Origin of the sequence: Rhizobium aouanii, assembly GCF_037002925.1 — a bacterium.
Taxonomy (GTDB): Bacteria; Pseudomonadota; Alphaproteobacteria; order Rhizobiales; family Rhizobiaceae; genus Rhizobium; species Rhizobium aouanii.
On record NZ_JBAMYD010000006.1, the window covers coordinates 266528 to 286646 of the forward strand.

A 20119-nucleotide genomic window follows, 5' to 3' on the forward strand; every position below is an offset into this window, starting at 1 on the left:
GGGCCAGCACAAAACCAAACGTTCCAACCTGCGGCAGAAGGGTTTGGGTTAGCCATGCTTGCAGATCAATGGCATACATCTTCGCCGTTTGCAGCAGGGTGGCGATGGTCGCCTATGTTCATGCGCTCCGGCGTGATTGGCGATTACTGCGATACGATCTTTCTTCCACCATGTGGCAGCGGCCGACCCGGCGTCCTTTAGTATCGCGCAACGCGTGCTGACGATTCCCACAAAACTCGCGCACATTGAGGTGACGCACCATCTCACCAACGCAGAAGTGGACGCCGTCATTGCGGCGCCCGATCAGAGGACGCCCCGTGGTCGGCGCGACCGCGCGTTTCTGCTGTTCCTGGCGCGGACCGGCGCGCGGGTCTCCGAAGCCATCGGTGTCAATGCTGACGACCTTCAGCTGGAACGCCCGCACTCGCAGGTGCTGTTGCACGGTAAGGGGCGCAAAGATCGCGTCATCCCCGTTCATCAGGATCTGGCGAGAGCGCTGGCGGCCTTGTTGCGCGAACGCGGAATCACCAACCACCAACCAAGACCGATCTTTATCGGCGCCCACAATGAGCGCCTGACGCGCTTCGGGGCGACCCACATCGTACGACGAGCGGCGGCCAAGGCAGTGGCCATAAGGCCAGACTTGGCCGAAAAGCCCATATCGCCACACATCTTCCGGCACTCCCTCGCCATGAAGCTTCTCCAGTCCGGCGTGGATCTTTTGACGATCCAAGCCTGGCTCGGGCACGCGCAGGTCGCCACCACCCACCGCTAGCCGTAAGCGCTGTTATTGGGCCACGGTATAGCCGAAGTTGATGCTTCCTGCTATTTTTTGAACTGGCGAACAGCTAGGCGCTCTGCCTCTGCCAACGCCGCAGTTTTGGTTTTGAAGGGGCCAATATCGTTTTCTTCCGTGTCAGGTAGCCACTTTGCAAGGAACCACCAGCCTCCAGGGCGATAACTGGAACTGCTCCTCACTGAGCCGACATTCCTGGCGAAGAACCAGCCGGAGTCGATGCCATCCTGCTCCCATGAGATGCTTTGCTCTGTCACGGCACACTCCCCGCCTATTCGTTTGTCGTGGGTATTTTATCGGACCTGTATGACCAAGGCAACAACTCGTCGATCTTACTGTTGGGGTGGCCATTGACGATCTTGGTCAGCACGTCGGCGAGATAGGCCAGCGGTTCGACGTTGTTGAGCTTGGCGGTTTATGCCGACCGTCGAACTATGCCGATTAATCAAGTTTTTGCCAACGTTTCCGGCACCATAGCGGGCGGCTAATCGGCATAGATTAGGGTCTCTCCGTCGCAATTGACGCGCAGGAGAGGACACATGAACGCAGCTGACTATTTGAATCGCAGCTCCCTATACCGGAAGCTGGTCTACGGTCCGTATCGGGAGTTTGCGGGCGTTTACGCCGCCAAAATGTCGAACGAAGGTTTGGGTCGGCAATGCACGTGGCGCTCGCTGAGCCTGTTTCGGGATCTGATGGACTGGCATGTTGGCAATGGACATGCTCCGCAGGATTTAAGCGAGGTTCACGTCGACCGCTTTCTTGAGCATCGTTTCAAGCACTGGAAGCCCGACTCGGGCGATCGATCGGCACTCCGCCGCTTGCTTTTGGCGTTACGAGAGAAAGGCTTAATACCAGCCGCGCTTCCGATTCAGCGCAGTGAGCACGAGAAGATCGCCGATGTATTCGGGCAATATCTCTCGACTGAGAGAGGGCTCGCCGCCGCGACAGTGGGGAGCCACAAGCTTCTGTCGCTTCGATTTCTGCGGGAGGTCTGTCCTTTCGGCGCAGACGGGTTTGCAGCGCTCACCCCTGGCGGTGCTGATCGAGCGGTGGTTTACGGATCGGCTCATGAAGCATCGAGGTGTAAGTTCCAACACCATCGCCTCATATCGCGACACCTTCAGGCTCCTGTTTGCGTTCGCACAGACGCGCCTTGCGATGTCCCCATCTCAGTTGACCCTGCGGGATTTGGACGCGCCTTTCGTCGGCGCATTTCTGGAGCACCTTGAGACAAAGAGAGCCGCCTCGGTGAGGACCCGCAATCTCCGCCTCACGGCCATTCGATCTTTCTTCCGATATGCGGCGTTCGAGGAACCGACACATAGCGCCCACATTCAGCGTGTGCTCGCGATCCCCAGCAAGCGATGTGACAAGCGGCAGCTTCAGTTCCTAACCAGGCCCGAGATTGAATCGATCCTGGATTGCACGGATCGAAGCACGTGGCTGGGACGCCGCGATTACACTCTGCTATGCTAGCCGCGCAAACAGGGCTGCGCGTCTCGGAGATCACCGACCTCGACCGAGACTCGGTAATGCTCGGCCGCGGTGCGCATGTGCAATGCATCGGCAAGAGCCGCAAAGAGCGAAGTACGCCCCTCACCAAGATTGCACAGGAAGCCCTCCGGCTTTGGCTCAAAGAACCAGGGAAGCGAGGCGCGACGGTTCTTTTTCCGAATATGCACGGCGGTAGGCTCAGCGCCGACGGCGTGCAGGCGCTGTTGAACAAATATGTAGCCAAAGCGCGAGAGAACTGCCCATCCCTTCGCTCAAAGCGGGTGTCGCCCCATGTCTTGCTGCATAGCGCTGCCATGGAATTGCTGCAGGCGGGCGTCGACTGCTCGGTCATTGCCCTGTGGTTGGGCCACGAAGCAATGGAAACGACGTTGACCTATCTTCATGCGCATCTCGAACTGAAGGAATCTGCACTCGCAAAGCTGAAGCCGTACGAACGCGCCAAGGCCGAGCGATTTCGACCAAGCGACCGGCTTCTGGAATTCCTGAACACCCTCTGAGGATGAGAACTATGCCGAGCGCCAAACAACGGCGACCCGCCAAACTGGCTCGGAACGCACAGTTTGCCGTCCCTGTCAGAAGAGGCATTCGGCATAGTTCGCCGGTCGGCATAAACCGCCAAGCTCAACGATGTCGATCCGCAGGCATGGCTCGCAGACGTGCTGGCGAGGATCGCCGGGCACCCGTCCACAAGACTGTCCGAACTCCTGCCATGGGAATGGAAGAGCGATCCTGAAATTGGGCAGCCGGTTGAGAAGGCATTTGCCGCATGACCACATCCATCGCCCGCCTCAAGATCATGCTCGATGATGTCGAACCGACCGTCATGCGCCGCATCGAAGTGCCGTTCGACATCAGGCTCGACCGGCTGCACCTGGTGCTTCAGGCAGCCTTTGGCTGGACCAACAGCCACCTCTACGAGTTCCGCATCAAGAACATCGGCTTCGGCATGCCGGACCCCGGCTGGGGTGACGGCCCGCTGGATGCCCGCAAGGCAACGCTTCTGTCCGCGATCGAGGACACTGGAGCAAAATCCTTCAAATACCTCTATGACTTTGGAGACGGCTGGGAACATTCAATCAAGATCGAACGCATCGCACCCGCAATCCCAGGTCTAGATTCTCTCAGCCTCATCGACGCAACAGGCGCTTGCCCACCCGAAGATATCGGCGGACCGGGGGGCTATCGGGAGTTCATAGAAGCGCTTGCTGACCCCGATCATGAACGCCATGAAGAACTCATCGAATGGTGGGGCGGCAACCAATTCGACACCGATGTCATCGACAAACCCGCGATCGAGCTCGCCCTCCTGGCACTCGCCAAGAAATGGACCCGCAACCTACGCTCAAAAACCTGAAGGACGTAGCCTGCGGTCTTCGCCGGACGGTTACTAATCGTCATATGTCGAAGCCCTGGTACGCATCCGAGCAGGGCCGCCTTGTTCGGATGAGGATTATGGAAGAGCACTGGCTATATCGACGTCAATATAGCCGGTGTTGTAGCCATGGACATTATCAGAGACCATCAACAGGTAAGCCGCCTGGAGATTGTGGATAGGGGTCGTCGCCGCCGGTTCAGTGATGAAGCCAAGCTTGCGATTGTTGCAGAGAGCCTCTGCGGTCCCCGGCAGGTGACGGTTACAGCTCAGCGTCACGGGATTAAGCGCTTTCAGTTGAATAGCTGGCGCAAGGCTGCGCGGGAAGGAAGGCTTGGCAATGGTTCACCGGAAGGATTTGTTTCGGCCCTGGTCGTTCCCACCCTTGTTGTTCCGGAGCGCCATGCGTCGGGTGAATATTCTGCGCCAATAGCGCCGACACAACACCCGATGTCGGATAGCGGCCGTATGGAGGTGGTGAGCGCGAACGGTCGGCGCGTGGTCGTTGATCAGACCGTCGATGTGGAAGCGTTGCTGCGGATCATCCGCGGCTTGGAGACGCTTTGACCATGAACCCGTTGCCGATGGGGACAAGTGTGAAGGTATGGCTGGCGACGGGCTATGCGGATATGCGGCGCGGCTTTCCATCATTGGCCCTGCAGGTCCAGGAGGTATTGAAGCATGACCCGTTAAGCGGCCACCTTTTCTGCTTCAGGGTCCGGCGTTCTGACGTGATCAAGATCATCTGGCACGATGGACTGGGAGCCTGCCTGTTTACTCGAAGGCTGGAGCGAGGGCGGTTCATCTGGCCAAACGTGGAAGGTGGGGCGGTTACGATCTCGACAGCCCAGCTCTCCTATTTGCTGTCCGGAATTGACTGGCGCAATCCGCAAGAAACCTGGCGTCCGACGCGCGTTTGAAGGGCGTTTTCCTGTTGAAATTCCTTCAAAATCTGATTCAATCCCTGTCATGGGATCGACGCCGCTTTCTCTTCCGACAGACCTTGCCAGCGCTCACCCAGCGCTGCTGGCTGAACGCGAAGCGCGGCTAAAAGCCGAGGCCGACGCGGCCAACGCGAAGGCGAAACTGTCGAGCACCGAGGCGCTGATAGCACAACTGCAATTGCTGATCGGAAACCTGGAACGCGAGAAGCATGGGCCGAGCCGTGAACGAACAGCGCGGCTGATCGATCAGTTGGAACTGCAGCTCGAGGAACTGGTGACGGCGGAGACCGAGGACGAAGTGGCTGCCGAAGCTGCCGTCGCCAAAGCCCAGTCGTCCGTGCGAGCCTTTACCCGCAAGAGGCCGGTGCGCAAACCCTGGCCGGAGGATATCGAACGCGAGCGCATTGTCATTGATGCCCCCACAAGCTGCGGGCGTTGCGGTGGCGACCGGCTGTCAAAGCTGGCGGAGGACATCACCGAGACGCTGGAGGAGATCCCGCGCCGCTTCAAGGTGGTTGAGACGGTAAGGCCGAAGTTTACCTGCCGGGATTGCGAAGCGATCAGCCAGGCGCCGGCTCCATTCCATGTGACGCCGCGCGGCTTCCTCGGCGCAAATCTGCTGGCGACGATCGTGTTCGACAAGTTCGGGCAGCACATTCCACTCAATCGGCAGAGTACACGCTTCAAATGCGAAGGTATCGAGCTTTCGACCCAGACGCTGGCTGACCAGGTGGGCAATGTCACCGCTGTCGTCTTGCCGTTATTCGATTTGATCGAAACCCATGTGTTCCGGGCCGAACGGCTACATGGCGACGACACGACAATCCCAATCCTCGCCAAGGGGCAATGCACGACAGGTCGGATCTGGACATATGTTCGGGACGACAAACCTTTTTGCGGTCCCGCGCCGCCCGCGGCGGTGTTTTATGCCACCAGCAACCGGCGCGGCGAGCACCCACAAAGACACCTGGCTGAGTTCGGCGGGATACTTCAGGCCGACTGTTACAATGGCTTCAACCCGCTGTTCGACCGGACAAAGAAACAAATGCCGGTGACACCAGCCTTCTGCTTCGCCCATGCGCGCCGAAAGTTCTTCGAACTCGCCGACGTCTCTCGTCGTGCGCGCCGGGGCCAGGGTGCCAGGCCAATCTCTCCTGTGGCGCTGGAAGCCGTCAAACGCATCGATGCGCTCTTTGCCATCGAGCGCGAGATCAACGGCATGACTGCCGACGAGCGGCGCGACGTACGACAGGAGAAGAGCAAGCCCATTCTGGAGGCGATGGAAGAATGGCTGCAACAGGAACGCGCTGTCCTATCGCGATCCTCCCCCCTGATCGAGCCGATCAATTACATGCTCTCGCGTTGGTCTGACTTCGCCCGCTATGTGGACGACGGCAGAATTTGCATGACGAACAATGCCGCGGAAAGAGCGTTGCGCGGTGTCGCTTGCGGCAGAAAATCCTGGCTATTCGCCGGTTCCGATCGCGGTGCTGACCGCGCCGCCGTCATGCTCACCCTCATCATGACGGCCCGCCTGAACGACGTCGATCCCAAGGCATGGCTCGCGGACATCCTTGCCCGCATCGCCGATCTTCCCGTCTCACGCCTGCACGAATTGCTTCCATGGGAGTGGAAAAGTAACCGGCAGATTGATAGCCCGGCTTCTCTACAGGCCGCCTGACGGAGAAAGGGTCCAACGAATGGGATACAGGAACTCAACTCTGTACACGCTGAAATACGTGGCCAAAATGCTCGGTGAAGACGAGGACTTCCTGCACGAGTGCTCCATCGAAATGTTCTCCGAAGATGGCTGCCTCAGTGCCTATGACAACTTTCCGGCGTCCGAATTGAGCGAGCACATTGTCCTCTTCTCCCAAGACGGCATCGAGAACCTCAAATATATCGTCGAGGCTCGCAGGGACGCCGACCGCACATAAAAACCGTCGCTAAAAGCCCAACCAAGGTTAGCCCGGCTCCGGTTCGCGCACGAGACCCTATCCCGCGGCCCTCCTCGGATGCTTACAAGCCCTGTTCGGGCATAACATCAACGGTCAGCTGGCAATCCGGAAGGTGGGAGCAAAACAGCGCTAACGCTATGCCGCCGCGGATGTCGAGATGATGCGTAACGGACTCGCAAAGGCGGGCATCGAGGGTGATTACGGAACGCGCTTCCGGTCCACCGATGCCGTTCTGCAACTGCTGAACAGTATCTAAGCTAAAACATTATGTTGCGGAAGATGCCAGATTTAGCAGTCCCCGGCTGGCGCCATGACGGCTCCGCCACAGAATCTCACCCGATGCATAAGAAGGGATCGGCCGCAAGCGCGGACGCCACCAAGCCACAAGTCCATTCATGCCGCGCCGGAAGTCGACCGGCTGCGTCGCCACCATGATCTTCACGCCATTCGGCGAAAGTCCGATCACCGGCGTCCTCGCGACGCCGCCACCATCGCCTGCGCCAACTCGGGCGCCACCGAGCCGATCACGGTCATTCGCGCGCCGGCAATCTCGATCTCAATACGACCCGCAGCATGGTGGGCGACATCCGACGGCGCTCTCTCGGAAGACGTTCTATCGCCAACCACCGTTACCGGCACGAACATCGCCTGCTGCGCGCAGGCTTTTGCGGATCGTTGAGAGGTCAGTCCGGCTTCGCGGCGCCAGACGTTCAGCAGACCGCGATTGACGCCCCAGCGCCGGGCAATCGCCGAGATATTCACGTCGGGCTCCGCGCTTTCCGCAAGGATCCGCGCTTTCTCCTCGTCAGTCCAATTCCGCCGCTGGCGCCGACCGGTGATCAACTCGATCCGACGATATCTTCCCTCATGCCTAGCTTCATCCATGGCTTCACCCATGACTTCAAGCATGGCATCAGCGCGATCTCCAACCATTCGTTCCGCTCCTGTCAATGAAGGAGCTTATCTCGCGGCCTCAATTACAAAAGGAAAGGTGGGCTGTTCGTCGCGCTCACAATACAGCGACGTTGCGATGTGTGTTCTGACCGTCGAAGTCTTTTAGCCAGCAATAGGCGTTGACGTCTTTCTCAAAGGCTTTGATATGCAGATCAGCGCAATGAGTGAATGCGTACCTCCCGACAATCGGCAGCCGATCCTCAATAGTGTTTCGGCCCAGTGCGCTGACAACATCGCTCAATTTGCGGGACAGATCGACCTGATCCGCCGTCAGCGTTCTCGTCTGTTCGAAATCCAAGTTAGCGCGCATGGCGATCGTATCAGTGATACCGCAGCGCTCCCCGATACCGTTCACCGAGGTCGATATCCAATTCACCATGGGCGCAACTTCGACCGCATTCGCCAAGGCGAGGCCACGATCATTGTGGAAATGTACCTCGATCGGTGTTTGCGAGAATGTTGATTTAAGGCGCTGCAAGGACAATCTAGCCTCAGTCGGGGTCAGCACGCCAACAGTGTCGGAAAAACAAATGCGATCTGCACCCTTGGAGATAGCTGCCCGATAGGCGATGCCCTGCAGGTTCCAGTCCGTCCGTGAGGTGTCTTCCAGCGTAAAGCGGACCTGCAGACCGATGGACTTTGCAAAAGCGATTGATGTTTCGATCAGCCCAATGATCTCGTCTAAGCTTCGATTTCGAAACTTGACGTTCCGGGATACCTCACTGACACCTGCAAAAATCCCAACCCATTCCGCACCTGCCGCTTTCACACAGCGGATGTCCTCGATTTGTGCGCGGGCGTGTGCTAACAAAGGGATATCCCGGCGAAGTTGAGAAAGGGCCCGCGTCCGATCGAACTCGAGATTGCTTGCGCTGGGATGTCCGGCTTCAATACAGTCCACACCGAATTCCAAAAGGCCGCGCGCAATTGCAATAGATTGATCGATGCGCCACACAACATTTGGTGCTTGGGCGCCTTCTCTTAGGGTGCAATCAATGAGACGCGCCATTTTCACTTCCTCCCCCGATGGATTGCATCGACGTACAACCTAGTGTAGTTTCCGTCCATAGTGTGCTGCAGCAAGCAGAAGGAGGTTCGATGGTGAACTGACAACATGCTGAGAAGCCGCGTGAAAGATGAGGGTATCCGCATTGATCTTGGCGCAATCTTCGTCTCATTGGAACTCAGCCGTTTGAAATGGCTGATCACGTCGCTGTCGCCGGGCGGCGGCGCGAAGATGTCGAAGCATGCGGTGGTGGCCGGCGATGTCGCTGGCATGCTGGCGCGGTTTGCTGCCACGCCGATGGGTCGTTGAAAGGACGTTCGCATGGCTCGGTCGCTGCCGCCGTCTCGCCAAGGATTGGGAGAAATCGCTCGAAAGCGCCACCGCCTGGGCGCAAATCGCGTCAATCCGAATGCTATCCCGACGTATCGCAAGATATTGGATCTACGAATAAACTTTTGAATCGGGCTCTCAGTTAGCAGGGGGGCCGCGCGATGGCTGATTTCCTCGGTGGTGCGCGGACCGTGGTCGAGGGAATGCTGCTTTACCGCTTCGTCGAGGATGCTCAGTTGGTCTTCCAGTGCGCCGACCAGCGATGCGTCGGGAGGTACGTTTCTTGCCGCTACAAGCAGGCGCGCCATTGCTGCGATCGCGTCGTTCCAATTACCTTGAACGGCGTCTGGCCGAACAGAGTGGTCGACGTAACTATCTTCGGGCTCTTCGCCTTCCATGGGAGTGCCTGTCATGGGAAGCGGGTCGCCTGCGAGAAGCGTCTCAAACGGTTCGGACCAGCAAGCCATATAGGTTAAGATATAGGATCGAAGACCAGGCAGCGCTTCGGCAACATTAAACATCGACAACGGTTTGTCCGGGGTCGGCTGCGCGGACCATTCAAGCAGGACGACCGCGGTAGATACATCGCCTCGGCCGCGTGCGGCAAGCTCGGCTAGCTGCTGACCGGTTGTCTCCGCGTCCTTTGGGGCGTGAGTGTTGATACCACTGGCGCGAAGCGCGTCTACGTAACGCGATACAAGACGTTTGAAGTAGGTTCGCTTCTCGAACGGGCCGGGTTCGAGTTCCTCTAGGAACAGCCGCAGGAAATAAGGGTAACGAGCAGCTTCCGGAAGGAGATCATAGACTGCATCGACGCCTGGGCGTTCCGGCGGCCAGGTAAATCCGGTGATTCGCCGGATGGTCTCGCCCCATTTGGCATGAAAAAGCCGGATCTGCCGGTTCGAAATTGGCACCCAGTCTCGGAACCAAGCCGCATCGATATCTTCGGGCAAAGTTAGTATCGGGCTACGCAAGGTCTCGATGTCGACGACGGTATCAATTCTCGCGCTCATACCCATGCCCGCCCTTCTTCTTGTGGCGGCACGGTATATCGTAAGCGCTGTCCTGATCCCACCTTCCGGATCATCACTTGATCATTGATGTTCAGCCTCGAAAGAGGGCTTGGACATATGTCGATTTCAGAGCTTACGCTTAACTCCAAGGATGAGCCGGTCCGCCGGTTTGAGATATTCACCGGCCGTGGCCGTCGTCGCGAATGGAGCGACGATCAGAAGACGCAGATCATTGCAGAGAGTTGCGAGCCTGGCGTGACGGTGTGCTCTGTGGCGCGGCGGCATGGGTTGACGCCACAGCAATTGTTCACATGGCGACGGCTCGCCCGAAAGCCGCTTGAGGCTCTTGCTGTGGCGGAGGAAGAACCGATGTTTGCGCCAGCGGTCGTCGTGTCGCCGGAGAAATCGGGGCCGAAGAAGGCGCGGCAGGCACGTTTGCCACGAAAAGCTTGTCCGGAGGCGGCTATCGAATTGCAAATTGATGGAGCCACGCTGCGTATCGCCTCTGGCACCGATGCCGCAACGATCGTCGCCGTTATCCAGGCGTTGAAGGCTCAATCGTGATTGGTCCGTCCGGTGCGGTAAAGGTGATGATCGCCACCAAGCCCGTCGACTTCCGCAAAGGCGCGGAAGGATTGGCAGCGCTGGTGAAGGCCCAGATGGGTGCCGACCCGTTCTCTGGCACGATCTACGTGTTCCGGGCCAAGCGAACGGACCGGATCAAGCTGATCTTCTGGGACGGTAGCGGCGTGTGCTTGGTCGCCAAGCGGCTTGAGGATGGCGAGTTCCATTGGCCTCGGATGCAAGATGGTGCGATGCATCTGACGGCCGCTCAGTTCTCGGCTTTGTTCGAGGGATTGGACTGGAAACGCGTTCATGCGCCGAGCGAAACGCGAGCGCCGATAAAGGCTGGATAGCGGCCGCGACCAATTGAATCAGCACTATCTAACCTCTCGTTCTGAGCGGCAAAATATGCTGTTCTCGATCCATGACGATGACGGCAGACGAGCTTCCCGATGACCTGAACGCGCTGAAAGCCATGGTGCTTTCGCGCGAGGCGGAGAATGCCCGCCTGCGTCAGATCATCAAGGAATTGCAGCGCCATCGCTTCGGCCGCCGGGCCGAGACCCTTCCCGAGGACCAGCTTCTGTTGGGGCTTGAAGAGGCCGAACAGGTCGAGGCTGCCGGGCTGGAAGAGAAGGAGCAGACGTCGAATGCTCTTCGCCAGGCGCAGGTCGCCAAGCGGCGTACGAACCGGGGTTCGCTACCAGCACACCTGCCGCGCATCGAGATCACAGTCGATATCGATGACCATGCCTGTCCTTGCTGCCGCCATGATCTGCATCGGATCGGCGAGGATGTCAGCGAGAAGCTGGACATTGTGCCCGCCCAATTCCGCGTTCTGGTGGTGCGTCGCCCAAAGTATGCTTGCCGGGCTTGCGAAGAGGTCGTGGTCCAGGCCGCCGCTCCTGCTCGCCTGATCGAGGGCGGCATTCCGACCGAGGCAACCGTCGCCCAGGTTCTGGTCTCCAAATATGCCGATCACCTGCCGCTGTACCGCCAGGCGCAAATCTACAAGCGCCAGGGCATCGATCTCGATCGCTCGACGCTCGCCGACTGGGTCGGTCGTGCCGCCTGGCATCTGCGCCCGGTCCATCAGCGGCTGCTTGATCATTTGAAGTCGTCGTCCAAGCTCTTCGCCGACGAGACGACAGCCCCGGTGCTCGATCCGGGACGTGGCAAGACCAAGACGGGGCAGCTTTGGGCCTATGCGCGTGATGACAGGCCATGGCAGGGCGATGACCCGCCCGGCGTCGCCTATGTCTATGCGCCGGACCGCAAAGGTGAACGTCCGATGGTCCATCTCGAGGGCTTCGTCGGCATCCTGCAGGTCGACGGCTACAGTGGATATCGCCCGCTCGCGGCAAGGAACACCGTGTCGCTGGCATTCTGCTGGTCTCACGTTCGACGCCGCTTCTATGAACTGGCCGCCGCCGGTCCGGCACCCATCGCCAGCGAGGCGCTTCGACGCATCGCCGAACTTTACAGAATCGAAGACGAGATACGTGGCCGCACACACGAGGAGCGTAGCGCCACGCGCCAAGAGAAGAGCCGACCGATCACCGACAGCCTCGCTCCCTGGCTACGCGAACAGCTCGACTACATCAGCCAGAAGACGAAGCTCGCCGAAGCGATCCGCTATGCCCTGTCACGCTGGGATGGCTTAACCCGCTTCATCGACGATGGCCGGATCGAGATCGACTCCAACACCGTCGAACGATCCATCAGGCCAATTGCGCTCAATCGCAAGAATGCACTCTTCGCAGGCTCCGACGCTGGGGCCGAACATTGGGCAACCATCGCATCGCTCATCGAGACCGCCAAGCTCAACCAAGTCGAGCCTCTGGCCTATCTCTCAGATATCCTCACCCGCATCGTCAACGGTCATCCAAACAGCCAAATCGATGACCTGTTGCCATGGGCCTATACCGCAAAGCTCGAACTCAAAGCCGTGGCCTGAAAACACCGCTTACGGTATATCAATTCTAGGATGCAATGCTAGATCGGTTCTTGTCTTCCAACATCGCTGCACGGAAGTCATCCCAGTTTTCCACGACGACTGGCCGCTCGGCTGGCCGATCGGTGTCGATATCGAGCCTCAGTCGTTTCTGAAAGTAATAAAGTAAGGCGCGCCGAACGGAGATGTGAGCGCGGCCATTGTCCATTGCGTAATCGAGTGCAACCGTGCGCTGTTGCGATGCCGAGAGATCGGGGTTTGGCCGTAGGACTACCTCGAAGAAGGTTTCCCATTCGCGGTCCGGAACGTCGAAACCATCGCTTACCTCATAATTCCGCACGTTTTCGCAGCGTGATAGGATTAAATCTTTGTATGCGAGGTCCAGATGGCAGAATGCGCGAACATGCCAGCGCAAGCCGTCATTCCCAAAGGCACGGGGTGTTACACGCCGCCAAACTGCGTCAGGCCGGCTCTTGCTCATCGACTGGTAAAATATCTCGATCGACAGCTTTGCGCGGATAGCTCCAAGCAGCGATTTAAAGACGTCGGGCTGGACTGATCTGAAAGGGATGGGCAGCGCATCGATCGGCGGTGGATGGCCAATCCACGTGTCATCGATACCGATTACACGATCGGCGATCATCTTCAATTGCGCAAGGTAGCGTTCCGCACTCGGCTTGAAAAAGCGGGGTGTGAAGCTGGCGGTTGGAACGTATCGTTTTTCCCGGGTGTCGTATCGGATGTTCTCCGGTTCTAGACCCTGATAGAGGGAAAGATCGTTTGAAGCCTGCGGAACGGACACGTTAAAGCGGTTTGTAATGTCTGCGCGGCGGATGCCACCTTCCCAGAAGCACTTGAACTCGATGAACTCCAGGCGTTGCTCCGATGGCCGGCGTGGATGCGCCTCAAGGGCCGGACAGAATTGCGCTTCCACGAGCCCGTCAAGCGTTGTTGCGATGTTCACCCTTTGGGCCACGAAGATCGCATAGTGTATCGAAGGGAACTTCTCCGGCCGGCGAACAGAAGAACGTGTTGCTCGCCAAGCACATAGCTATCACGAGTGGGTCGTCAACGGTTCGAATCCTTTCAACTGCATTTGACACAAGCGGCGCACAGTCAATCTCGCAATGACCGGGCTGGCTTCTCACTGGCTTTTGTCCGACCTCAGCCCTCCTCTCTTCGCCAGGTCACGGCACTGTTTCCAGAAGCTCTTTCGTTGTTTCTAGAAAGGCGATGCGCGCGCTGAATCGTGGCCCGGATGTCTCAAACTTGTCGGGGGAGAACATAGTGTTGAGGCTAATCGGTTCGGGGCGGTAGGTTGCGGGCATGCGACGATCCACTTCTTCCACATAGCTGACAAATCGTCCCGGACCGAGGTCACGCAGCAACCCTGACGGAAGGGTGAAATCGATCTTCCACACAAGTTCGTCGTTCTCGACTTCGGCTTCCGCGAGAACGGTCTGCCCGAGTTCGTCCACCTGGAGGCCCTCTGGATCGCATGGAGTCCGAACGAGGCTAGGCCCGATGCCGACCTCATGGAACACGGCAAGCCGTATCTTGGGCATCCTGAGCAGGTCGAAATCCTTAACCCATTGGCTAGTTTCGTTGCCCGGCAGTGTCCCAGGGTCAAGATCTTTGATATCGAGCGAACCCATGCCACGCACGACAAGCTCCAGCATGCGTGCCCCATTCTCCGAAACGCCGTGGTCGATCAGGTCGACGTTCCGTTGCGGCAAGAGCTGCATTATCACGGTTACCGGCTCCGACACCATGATATCTTGGGTGATTGACAGCTTCTGGAACCGGACCAATCCGAACCTCACGAAGGGTTCCGAGGCACGGATCGGCTTCAAATCGACATCAACAAACCACTCTTCCCGGTCGAGGTCGAAGCAGGGCTCGTATGTCAGCAGTGAGATCTAGCCGAGTTCACACAACACTATCTCGACAAAGCGCTTGTGCTGCACGCCGCTCCGGCGGGCCAGGAGTTCGTTCTTGGAGATGCCGCCGTCGTGTGGGCAAACAAGCGAGATCATAGCCCCTACGGAAACCTTGGACTCGGGTGCCCAAGCATTGTTGATATGGTTAGGAGAACTCGCAACGGAGCTCGGGATCTGATACGAAAGCTCTCCGCCGTCTCACTTCTGGGACTGGGTAGAGAAGCTGACGAAGCACGACGAAATTTGCCGCAGGTTCGAGCCAAGTTCGCACGGGCTCAGGCTGATCTCGATGCGATCGCTGCCGGCGTGCCTCTTCAGCTCAGTATCGACAACATGAGGTATGTCAACTCGCTGCAAATAGCGGAGTCGGAGCAATATATCGTCTCGTCGAATGGTGATTTTTCGTTCGTGCAGGAAATGATCGGTGAGAATGCGGCGTACCGGCGGGGACACCAATTCAGATTTGCATAGGGCCTGAATTCCGAAGGCGATCGTATCCGGTGTGGCGTATTCAAGAGTGTCGCCGAGCTCGAAGGTGCAATTCAAGCTATCTCGATCATCACAACGTCGATCCAAAGCCCTTCGTTTGGACCAAATCCGCTACCGACATTCTTGAAAAGGTCGCCCGTAGGCGACAGGCGTTAGAGTCATAACGTCTAGGTCCTGGACCTCGTCGACAAAGACGTTCGGGAAGACGCGGCTGATCCGGTCGATTACGGCGCCACCGCTCCTTTCGTTGCACCGGACCGCAAGCTTGGGGCGTTTGTCGGAATAGACTCGGCGGATCGGGTCGAAATAGTGCTTGTCGATGACCTCTTCTGGCCACGGAACTCCAATCCCCTTGCTATTATAGAAGCGTATCCCCGACTAGGCCGAGACCAGCACCATGCCGGCGACCCGGAAGTCGAACAGTGCGCCCTGAAACGGCTTAACGGCGTGGGTGATCAGAAAGCTAAACCATGTCATGATCACCACGTTCGCCGGCACATGACCGACCAACTCGAAGAACTTCTGGCGGATCTCGGCTTCGTTCGACTCCGTGTACGCCGTGGCGCAGCATCTCGGTCGCCGCGGTGTGCCGCAGTGCGTGCGCACCCTTGACGGGCGTCACGACGCCAGCCCGCTTCATAATGCGCCTGACCACCGAAGAGACGCCGTCGCCGTTCCGGAACGGGCGGCTGGGCGCGATCGTGCTCAGGAACACGCGATCGCTTCGACAGCACGACGCTCGACATTCGAGATAGGCAGCGATCGCATCCCCGACGTCCTGGGGCAGCGGCAAGCGAACCTCATAGCGCGACTTGCCCGTGACCCGCAGCGAACCCGCCTGCCACTCGATATCGATGAGACGGAGCTGTGCCACGTCGCCGGCCCGCAGGCCGAGGCGAGCCAACAGCAGTACGATGGCGCGATCCCGCCGGCGCCCGCCGGCGTCACCATCGCAGGCAGCAATCAACCGGCTGACCTGTTCGCCCGACAGATATCGCGGCATCTCGGCAAGCTGCCAATGGGCGTAGGCCGGAACGGCATTGTCGAGACCGGCCCGGCAGTGCTCTTGAACGGCGAGGTAGCGCAAGAATGCCCGCAGGCTCGTGGTCATCTTCTCGATGGTGCCGCGCCCGCATGTGCTCGCGCGCTTCATGAAGTGGCCGCGGACATCGGTGGGGCTCCAATGCGTCGGGTCCGTTCCAAGTGCTGCCATAATGCTGGCTGCATCGCGCGCGTAGAGTCTTATGGTCGCATCGGATGCCCCGCAATGCTTGCTGAGCCATGCTTTAAAGCCGACGACCAACTGCGGTTCGGCAGGCCGCATCGCCGCGACCGCGGGCTTGCACACGCCTATTTCTTCGAGGTGCGACGGAAGAGCCTTGCGCCGTAGATGGTGTGATGGTTGCGGCGGCCTCCCCTGGCGCGCGGACATCGGCACGTTCGCAGATGCTGTTCGAACGCCGCCAAATCGATGTCGCTCACGCTTGCATCGCGCTCTGCCATGACATGGCCGACATGAGCTGCCGCCCGCAGATAGCGCACGGCCGTCTCGGAGCCATAGCCCTGCCGTTCGAGCGCTGCGGCGAAGCCATCTAGATATGGCCTGCTCGGCCCGCTGCGCAGATGCCCCAGCATCTTCGACGCAGAGAAGTAGGTCTCCAACATGTTCGTCCCACGCATCGCTTGTGATCGGCCATCAGTGGCCGAGCAGACGGGGCACCACCGGCGCCATGTTATGAAGAGTGAGAGATCGACGATTCACAGGAAAATACTGACACCGCGGCCGCCAGCTCCCCATTACTGGATCTGCCCATAAGGCAGGAGTTGTAGGCGATGCGCCACTGGCCGCAGTCCTCGCAGGCCTCGACATGCCCGCCAAGCGCCGCGGTACGGCAGTGCTCGATGGCCGACATGACCTTGAGCTGGGTGAGGCTCAGGTGACCGGCATGGGCGGCCCGATAGGCAGGCCCGGCTGCACGGAGGATGTCGGCGACCTCGACCGAGGTGTGCACGGCTCAGCCGTCGGGCGAGATCTCTCCCGGCTTGAACAGCCCGAGCTTGTCGAGCGGGCTCGTCACCGCCCGCACCGTGCGGGTCGCGACCTTGGCGTAGAGAGCCGTGTTGTTAAGCTTGGCGTGCCCGAGCAGGACCTGGATGATCCGTATGTCGGTGCCGTCCTCCAGAAGGTGGGTGGCGAAGCTGTGGCGCAGCGTGTGCGGCCCGACCCGCTTAGCGATGTCGGCGGCCTGCGCCGCCTCGACGACGATGCGATGGAGCTGCCGCGTGCTGATCGGCTTCATCGCGTGCTGTCCGGGGAACAGCCAGCCGTCGCGATGCATCACACCCTGCTGCCGCCCGACCCTCCACCACTGCCGCAGAAGTGCGAGCAGGTCCTCCGACAGCATGGCGTTGCGATAGCGCCCACCCTTGCCGCGCTCGACACGCAGCAGCATGCGCTCGCTGTCGACGTCGGCGACCTTCAGCATCGCTACCTCCGCGACGCGCAGGCCCGCGCCATAAGCGACCGACAATGCGGCCTGGTGCTTGAGGCAGGTTGTGGCGTTGAGCAAGCGGGCCACCTCGTCGCGGCTGAGCACCACGGGCAGCTTGCGCGGATGCGCCAGCCGGACGAGCCTGCGCGCTAGGTCCGGGCAGTCGAGCGTGTGAGTGAAGAAGAAGCGCAGCGCCGACACGATGCTGTTCATGGTCGGAACGGGAACGCCGTTCTCCTGCTGCTCGATCTGGAACCGGCGCAGGTCGTCGGCGGTAGGCCAGCAGCGTTCGCACCAGCATCTCGCCATCGATTCTGTCGGTCTTGACGCGACGCTTGCGCCGCGAGACCGCGATCGAGGCCGGATCGACGACGTGGCTTTCGATCCCCTCGGCTTCGAGCACACGATGGATCCAAAACCCATCCAGCCCGGCCTCCTGGATGACGACCAACGGAAAGCGCTGACCCGCCCGTGCCTGAGCCTTCCGTTGCAGCTCGGCAAAGCGAGCGAGCATTCCGGCAACGTCGCCTGCTGGCACCGTGAACTTCGAAAGCTTCTCGCCATTTCCCGGCGACAGCGACGTCACCAGCCACTTCGACTGGCTGAGTTCAAGCGAGACGAAAATCGCGCTAAGGTCGACGCGAACAGCGGATGGCGCTTCGGAATGGTGCTGCATTAGGCATGTCGGTCTCCAGAGTTGGTTTTTCAGCGAGAACACTCTGGCAGAGCGCCGCCCGCTGTTCACCTCCTCATAGGATCTTAAATTCCTTCGGCTCATCGACCGCAGCACGCCCAAGGGCTTCGACCTGCACCTGATCGCAGACAACTATGCCACCCATAAACACCCGACGGTCAAGGCTTGGCTGGCCAAGCATCCCCAGTTCCACATGCATTTCACCCCCACTTCGGCGTCCTGGTGTCTCAATCAAGTCAAACGCTTATTCGGCTTGATCACAAGCGACCGCATCCAGTGTGGCGTATTCAAGAGTGTCGCCGAGCTCGAAGGTGCAATTCAAGACTAACTCGATCATCACAACACCGATCCGAAGCCCTTCGTTTGGACAAAATCCGCTACCCACATTCTTGAAAAGGTCGCCTGCGGGCGACAGGCGTTGGAGTCACAACACTAGAAGCGTTGTGAGCTTCGTGCTACATAAAGGCAAATTCTGTAGCGCGAAGGTTTCATATGCCTACTCCCCATCAACCATCGGCAGCCGTCAGGCGAGCTCTGCGAAAGCTCGGTGCGGATATCCAGGATGCTCGTCGCCGACGTAAGCTGCCGATGGCTGTCGTGGCAGAGCGAGCGTTTACCTCTCGCTCGACGCTGCAAAAGATCGAGGCGGGCGACACGAATGTCAGCATCGGAATTTATGCGGGCGTCCTCCAGGCATTAGGCCTCCTCGACGGGTTGACCCAGGTTGCTGACATCCGTAACGACAGTGTCGGCCAGGCGCTTGCCAGTGCCGATCTGCCGAAGCGCGTTCGCCTGAAGCTCGCGTCAGGATCGTCTCGCGATGGCTGACTTCGAGGTTCATATCTACCTTGCTGGGGATACCCGCAAAATTGGACTGGCGCGGAGCAATCGCATCCGCGGCTCTGAGACTATACTGTTCGAGTATGACGATGGCTGGCTGAAGGACCCTGATCGCTTCTCGCTGGAGCCCGCGCTCGCATTGACCCGCGGGGCATTCGCTCCGCCGGCAGGATTGGCAACGTTCGGGTCGATCGGCGACTCTGCTCCCGACACATGGGGGCGGCGGCTCATGCAACGCGCGGAGCGTCGCAGCGCGGAACGCGAGGCGCGAGCTGTCCGCACACTTGCCGAAAGCGATTACCTGCTGGGTGTCGCCGACGAAACTCGTCTCGGCGCGCTTCGATTCCGGTGGGTCGGGGAGGAGGTCTTCCAGGCTCCCATCCAAACTGGCGTCCCGGCCGTCATCGAGCTTGGTCGGCTTCTGCAGATCACCGAGCGCATTCTGCGTGATGAAGAGACAGACGAAGACCTGCAGCTCATTTTCGCTCCCGGTTCGTCATTGGGCGGCGCACGACCGAAAGCTTCGGTCGTCGATCAGCATGGCCATCTTTCCATCGCTAAGTTTCCGAAAGAGACCGACGAATACAGCATGGAGACCTGGGAGGAGATCGCCCTCCGGCTTGCTGACCAGGCCGGTATCGCAACCCCGAGACACGAGCTGATAGAAGTGGCCGGTAAAGCCGTCATGTTGTCTAGACGCTTCGACCGCAACGGCGCCAGCCGCATTCCGTTTCTGTCAGCGATGGCGATGATGGGTGCCAGGGATGGCGAGCGCGGCAGTTATCCCGAAATTGTCGATGCACTCGCGGAGCACGGAGCGCAAGGGAAGACCGACGCGCACGCTCTCTATCGGCGCGTGGTTTTCAACGTGCTGATCTCCAACGTCGACGATCATCTGCGCAACCACGGATTTCTATGGTTGGGCAGAGCCGGCTGGTCGCTGTCGCCGGCCTACGATCTCAACCCCGTTCCGACCGATCTCAAAGCTCGGGTGCTGACCACCAATATCGATCTCGACGAAGGCACCTGCTCGCTCGACCTCCTGGAGGCTGCATCGGAATATTTTGCGCTCTCGCTGGGCCAGGCACGAACCATCATCAAGGAGGTGGCGACCGTCACGGCGACCTGGCGTGAGACTGCCAAGGCGGTTGGCGCGCGGAATAGCGAAATCAATCGTATGGCCAGTGCATTCGAGCATGACGACCTAAAGCGAGCGTCTGCGCTGGAATGAAGGCAGCGGCCTAAATTTAACCGG

At 59.3% G+C, this 20119-nt stretch carries 22 protein-coding genes and 8 pseudogenes; 17 read left to right on the plus strand and 13 right to left on the minus strand.

Going from position 1 to position 20119, the window contains the following annotated elements:
* Positions 1–136: 136 nt before the first annotated feature.
* Entirely contained in the window at positions 137–775 is a 639-nt protein-coding gene (locus tag V8P77_RS13270) for a tyrosine-type recombinase/integrase (protein ID WP_264396539.1), read from the plus strand.
* 50 nt (positions 776–825) lie between these two features.
* Here the strand turns inward: V8P77_RS13270 and V8P77_RS13275 are convergent, their stop codons facing one another.
* Positions 826–1053, minus strand: coding sequence for a hypothetical protein (locus V8P77_RS13275; RefSeq protein ID WP_264396538.1), 228 nt, complete (start codon positions 1051–1053; stop codon positions 826–828).
* Between the two features lie 14 nt (positions 1054–1067).
* A pseudogene (locus V8P77_RS13280) lies at positions 1068–1211 on the minus strand (transposase domain-containing protein); the annotation flags it as partial.
* A gap of 656 nt (positions 1212–1867) precedes the next feature.
* Between V8P77_RS13280 and V8P77_RS13285 the strand changes: the two are divergent.
* From V8P77_RS13285 to V8P77_RS13315, 7 genes and pseudogenes are all read left to right on the plus strand, one after another.
* Positions 1868–2811 (plus strand): annotated as a pseudogene (locus V8P77_RS13285) (tyrosine-type recombinase/integrase).
* A gap of 114 nt (positions 2812–2925) precedes the next feature.
* Positions 2926–3084, plus strand: a pseudogene (locus tag V8P77_RS13290) (transposase domain-containing protein); the annotation flags it as partial.
* A complete protein-coding gene (locus tag V8P77_RS13295; protein ID WP_264396537.1) occupies positions 3081–3668 on the plus strand; it encodes a plasmid pRiA4b ORF-3 family protein in 588 nt (195 codons plus the stop codon). The pseudogene V8P77_RS13290 and the gene V8P77_RS13295, both read left to right, overlap by 4 nt.
* A gap of 147 nt (positions 3669–3815) precedes the next feature.
* Positions 3816–4253, plus strand: coding sequence for an IS66-like element accessory protein TnpA (gene tnpA / locus V8P77_RS13300; RefSeq protein WP_264396536.1), 438 nt, complete (start codon positions 3816–3818; stop codon positions 4251–4253).
* A 2-nt stretch (positions 4254–4255) separates the two neighbouring features.
* Positions 4256–4606 carry an IS66 family insertion sequence element accessory protein TnpB gene (tnpB, locus tag V8P77_RS13305; RefSeq protein WP_264396535.1) on the plus strand — a complete coding sequence of 117 codons (351 nt, stop codon included), beginning with the start codon at positions 4256–4258 and terminating at the stop codon, positions 4604–4606.
* A gap of 49 nt (positions 4607–4655) precedes the next feature.
* Positions 4656–6311 (plus strand): IS66 family transposase, encoded by a 1656-nt coding sequence (gene tnpC, locus V8P77_RS13310; RefSeq protein WP_264396534.1) that lies wholly within the window; start codon positions 4656–4658, stop codon positions 6309–6311.
* A 19-nt stretch (positions 6312–6330) separates the two neighbouring features.
* The gene (locus V8P77_RS13315; RefSeq protein WP_264396533.1) at positions 6331–6567 is read left to right on the plus strand and encodes a hypothetical protein; all 237 of its coding nucleotides are present in this window, start codon (positions 6331–6333) and stop codon (positions 6565–6567) included.
* A gap of 368 nt (positions 6568–6935) precedes the next feature.
* On the opposite strand, the pseudogene tnpB (V8P77_RS13320) reads toward V8P77_RS13315, so the two are convergent.
* The 3 genes and pseudogenes from tnpB (V8P77_RS13320) to V8P77_RS13330 form a co-directional block, all read right to left on the minus strand.
* Positions 6936–7054 (minus strand): annotated as a pseudogene (gene tnpB, locus V8P77_RS13320) (IS66 family insertion sequence element accessory protein TnpB); the annotation flags it as partial.
* A complete protein-coding gene (gene tnpA, locus V8P77_RS13325) occupies positions 7051–7521 on the minus strand; it encodes an IS66-like element accessory protein TnpA (protein ID WP_264396532.1) in 471 nt (156 codons plus the stop codon). The pseudogene tnpB (V8P77_RS13320) and the gene tnpA (V8P77_RS13325), both read right to left, overlap by 4 nt.
* A gap of 76 nt (positions 7522–7597) precedes the next feature.
* Entirely contained in the window at positions 7598–8551 is a 954-nt protein-coding gene (locus tag V8P77_RS13330; RefSeq protein WP_264396531.1) for a LeuA family protein, read from the minus strand.
* Between the two features lie 105 nt (positions 8552–8656).
* On the opposite strand from V8P77_RS13330, the pseudogene V8P77_RS13335 reads away from it, so the two are divergent.
* From V8P77_RS13335 to tnpC (V8P77_RS13360), 6 genes and pseudogenes are all read left to right on the plus strand, one after another.
* Positions 8657–8833: pseudogene (locus V8P77_RS13335) on the plus strand (IS110 family transposase); the annotation flags it as partial.
* Positions 8832–8999, plus strand: a pseudogene (locus V8P77_RS13340) (transposase); the annotation flags it as partial. The pseudogenes V8P77_RS13335 and V8P77_RS13340, both read left to right, overlap by 2 nt.
* A 40-nt stretch (positions 9000–9039) precedes the next feature.
* On the plus strand, positions 9040–9354 hold the full coding sequence (locus V8P77_RS13345) for a hypothetical protein (RefSeq protein WP_264396530.1): 315 nt from the start codon (positions 9040–9042) through the stop codon (positions 9352–9354).
* 624 nt (positions 9355–9978) lie between these two features.
* A complete protein-coding gene (gene tnpA, locus V8P77_RS13350; RefSeq protein WP_264396529.1) occupies positions 9979–10455 on the plus strand; it encodes an IS66-like element accessory protein TnpA in 477 nt (158 codons plus the stop codon).
* Positions 10452–10808, plus strand: a complete 357-nt coding sequence (gene tnpB / locus V8P77_RS13355; protein WP_094086125.1) for an IS66 family insertion sequence element accessory protein TnpB — start codon at positions 10452–10454, stop codon at positions 10806–10808. Before tnpA (V8P77_RS13350) ends, tnpB (V8P77_RS13355) begins: the two co-directional genes overlap by 4 nt.
* Positions 10809–10879: 71 nt before the next feature.
* On the plus strand, positions 10880–12412 hold the full coding sequence (tnpC, locus tag V8P77_RS13360; protein ID WP_264396528.1) for an IS66 family transposase: 1533 nt from the start codon (positions 10880–10882) through the stop codon (positions 12410–12412).
* Between the two features lie 25 nt (positions 12413–12437).
* On the opposite strand, the gene V8P77_RS13365 is transcribed toward tnpC (V8P77_RS13360), so the two are convergent.
* The 8 genes and pseudogenes from V8P77_RS13365 to V8P77_RS13400 form a co-directional block, all read right to left on the minus strand.
* On the minus strand, positions 12438–13373 hold the full coding sequence (locus V8P77_RS13365; RefSeq protein WP_264396527.1) for a BrxR family helix-turn-helix transcriptional regulator: 936 nt from the start codon (positions 13371–13373) through the stop codon (positions 12438–12440).
* Between the two features lie 223 nt (positions 13374–13596).
* On the minus strand, positions 13597–14262 hold the full coding sequence (locus V8P77_RS13370; protein ID WP_335912951.1) for a hypothetical protein: 666 nt from the start codon (positions 14260–14262) through the stop codon (positions 13597–13599).
* Between the two features lie 285 nt (positions 14263–14547).
* A complete protein-coding gene (locus tag V8P77_RS13375; protein ID WP_264396525.1) occupies positions 14548–14895 on the minus strand; it encodes a hypothetical protein in 348 nt (115 codons plus the stop codon).
* 406 nt (positions 14896–15301) lie between these two features.
* Positions 15302–16186 (minus strand): tyrosine-type recombinase/integrase, encoded by an 885-nt coding sequence (locus tag V8P77_RS13380; RefSeq protein WP_264396524.1) that lies wholly within the window; start codon positions 16184–16186, stop codon positions 15302–15304.
* Between the two features lie 2 nt (positions 16187–16188).
* Positions 16189–16503 carry a hypothetical protein gene (locus tag V8P77_RS13385; RefSeq protein WP_264396523.1) on the minus strand — a complete coding sequence of 105 codons (315 nt, stop codon included), beginning with the start codon at positions 16501–16503 and terminating at the stop codon, positions 16189–16191.
* Positions 16504–16655: 152 nt separating this feature from the next.
* Positions 16656–16850, minus strand: a pseudogene (locus tag V8P77_RS13390) (transposase zinc-binding domain-containing protein); the annotation flags it as partial.
* 3 nt (positions 16851–16853) lie between these two features.
* Positions 16854–17639, minus strand: a complete 786-nt coding sequence (locus V8P77_RS13395; protein ID WP_373694590.1) for a tyrosine-type recombinase/integrase — start codon at positions 17637–17639, stop codon at positions 16854–16856.
* Positions 17599–18006: pseudogene (locus tag V8P77_RS13400) on the minus strand (IS110 family transposase); the annotation flags it as partial. The gene V8P77_RS13395 and the pseudogene V8P77_RS13400, both read right to left, overlap by 41 nt.
* A gap of 100 nt (positions 18007–18106) precedes the next feature.
* Here V8P77_RS13400 and V8P77_RS34800 point away from each other — a divergent pair.
* The 3 genes from V8P77_RS34800 to V8P77_RS13410 all read left to right on the plus strand — a co-directional run bounded on the left by V8P77_RS34800 (position 18107) and on the right by V8P77_RS13410 (position 20095).
* Positions 18107–18352, plus strand: a complete 246-nt coding sequence (locus tag V8P77_RS34800) for a transposase (protein WP_373694594.1) — start codon at positions 18107–18109, stop codon at positions 18350–18352.
* A 164-nt stretch (positions 18353–18516) separates the two neighbouring features.
* Complete coding sequence (locus tag V8P77_RS13405) at positions 18517–18852, plus strand: helix-turn-helix domain-containing protein (RefSeq protein ID WP_264396522.1); 336 nt, start codon at positions 18517–18519, stop codon at positions 18850–18852.
* Positions 18845–20095, plus strand: coding sequence for a type II toxin-antitoxin system HipA family toxin (locus V8P77_RS13410; RefSeq protein WP_264396521.1), 1251 nt, complete (start codon positions 18845–18847; stop codon positions 20093–20095). The genes V8P77_RS13405 and V8P77_RS13410 overlap by 8 nt, the downstream gene beginning before the upstream one ends.
* Positions 20096–20119: the final 24 nt, after the last annotated feature.

Excerpts from the sequence above, each read along its gene's own strand:
- V8P77_RS13295 (WP_264396537.1), top strand. The coding sequence starts at position 3,081 with ATGACCACATCCATCGCCCGCCTCAAGATCATGCTCGATGATGTCGAA.
- V8P77_RS13410 (WP_264396521.1), top strand. The coding sequence starts at position 18,845 with ATGGCTGACTTCGAGGTTCATATCTACCTTGCTGGGGATACCCGCAAA.
- V8P77_RS13405 (WP_264396522.1), top strand. The coding sequence starts at position 18,517 with ATGCCTACTCCCCATCAACCATCGGCAGCCGTCAGGCGAGCTCTGCGA.
- tnpA (WP_264396529.1), top strand. The coding sequence starts at position 9,979 with ATGTTCAGCCTCGAAAGAGGGCTTGGACATATGTCGATTTCAGAGCTT.
- tnpA (WP_264396532.1), bottom strand. The coding sequence starts at position 7,521 with ATGGTTGGAGATCGCGCTGATGCCATGCTTGAAGTCATGGGTGAAGCC.
- tnpC (WP_264396534.1), top strand. The coding sequence starts at position 4,656 with ATGGGATCGACGCCGCTTTCTCTTCCGACAGACCTTGCCAGCGCTCAC.
- V8P77_RS13345 (WP_264396530.1), top strand. The coding sequence starts at position 9,040 with ATGGCTGATTTCCTCGGTGGTGCGCGGACCGTGGTCGAGGGAATGCTG.
- tnpC (WP_264396528.1), top strand. The coding sequence starts at position 10,880 with ATGACGATGACGGCAGACGAGCTTCCCGATGACCTGAACGCGCTGAAA.
- V8P77_RS13385 (WP_264396523.1), bottom strand. The coding sequence starts at position 16,503 with ATGTTGGAGACCTACTTCTCTGCGTCGAAGATGCTGGGGCATCTGCGC.
- V8P77_RS13330 (WP_264396531.1), bottom strand. The coding sequence starts at position 8,551 with ATGGCGCGTCTCATTGATTGCACCCTAAGAGAAGGCGCCCAAGCACCA.
- tnpB (WP_264396535.1), top strand. The coding sequence starts at position 4,256 with ATGAACCCGTTGCCGATGGGGACAAGTGTGAAGGTATGGCTGGCGACG.
- V8P77_RS13395 (WP_373694590.1), bottom strand. The coding sequence starts at position 17,639 with ATGGCGAGATGCTGGTGCGAACGCTGCTGGCCTACCGCCGACGACCTG.
- tnpA (WP_264396536.1), top strand. The coding sequence starts at position 3,816 with ATGGACATTATCAGAGACCATCAACAGGTAAGCCGCCTGGAGATTGTG.
- V8P77_RS13315 (WP_264396533.1), top strand. The coding sequence starts at position 6,331 with ATGGGATACAGGAACTCAACTCTGTACACGCTGAAATACGTGGCCAAA.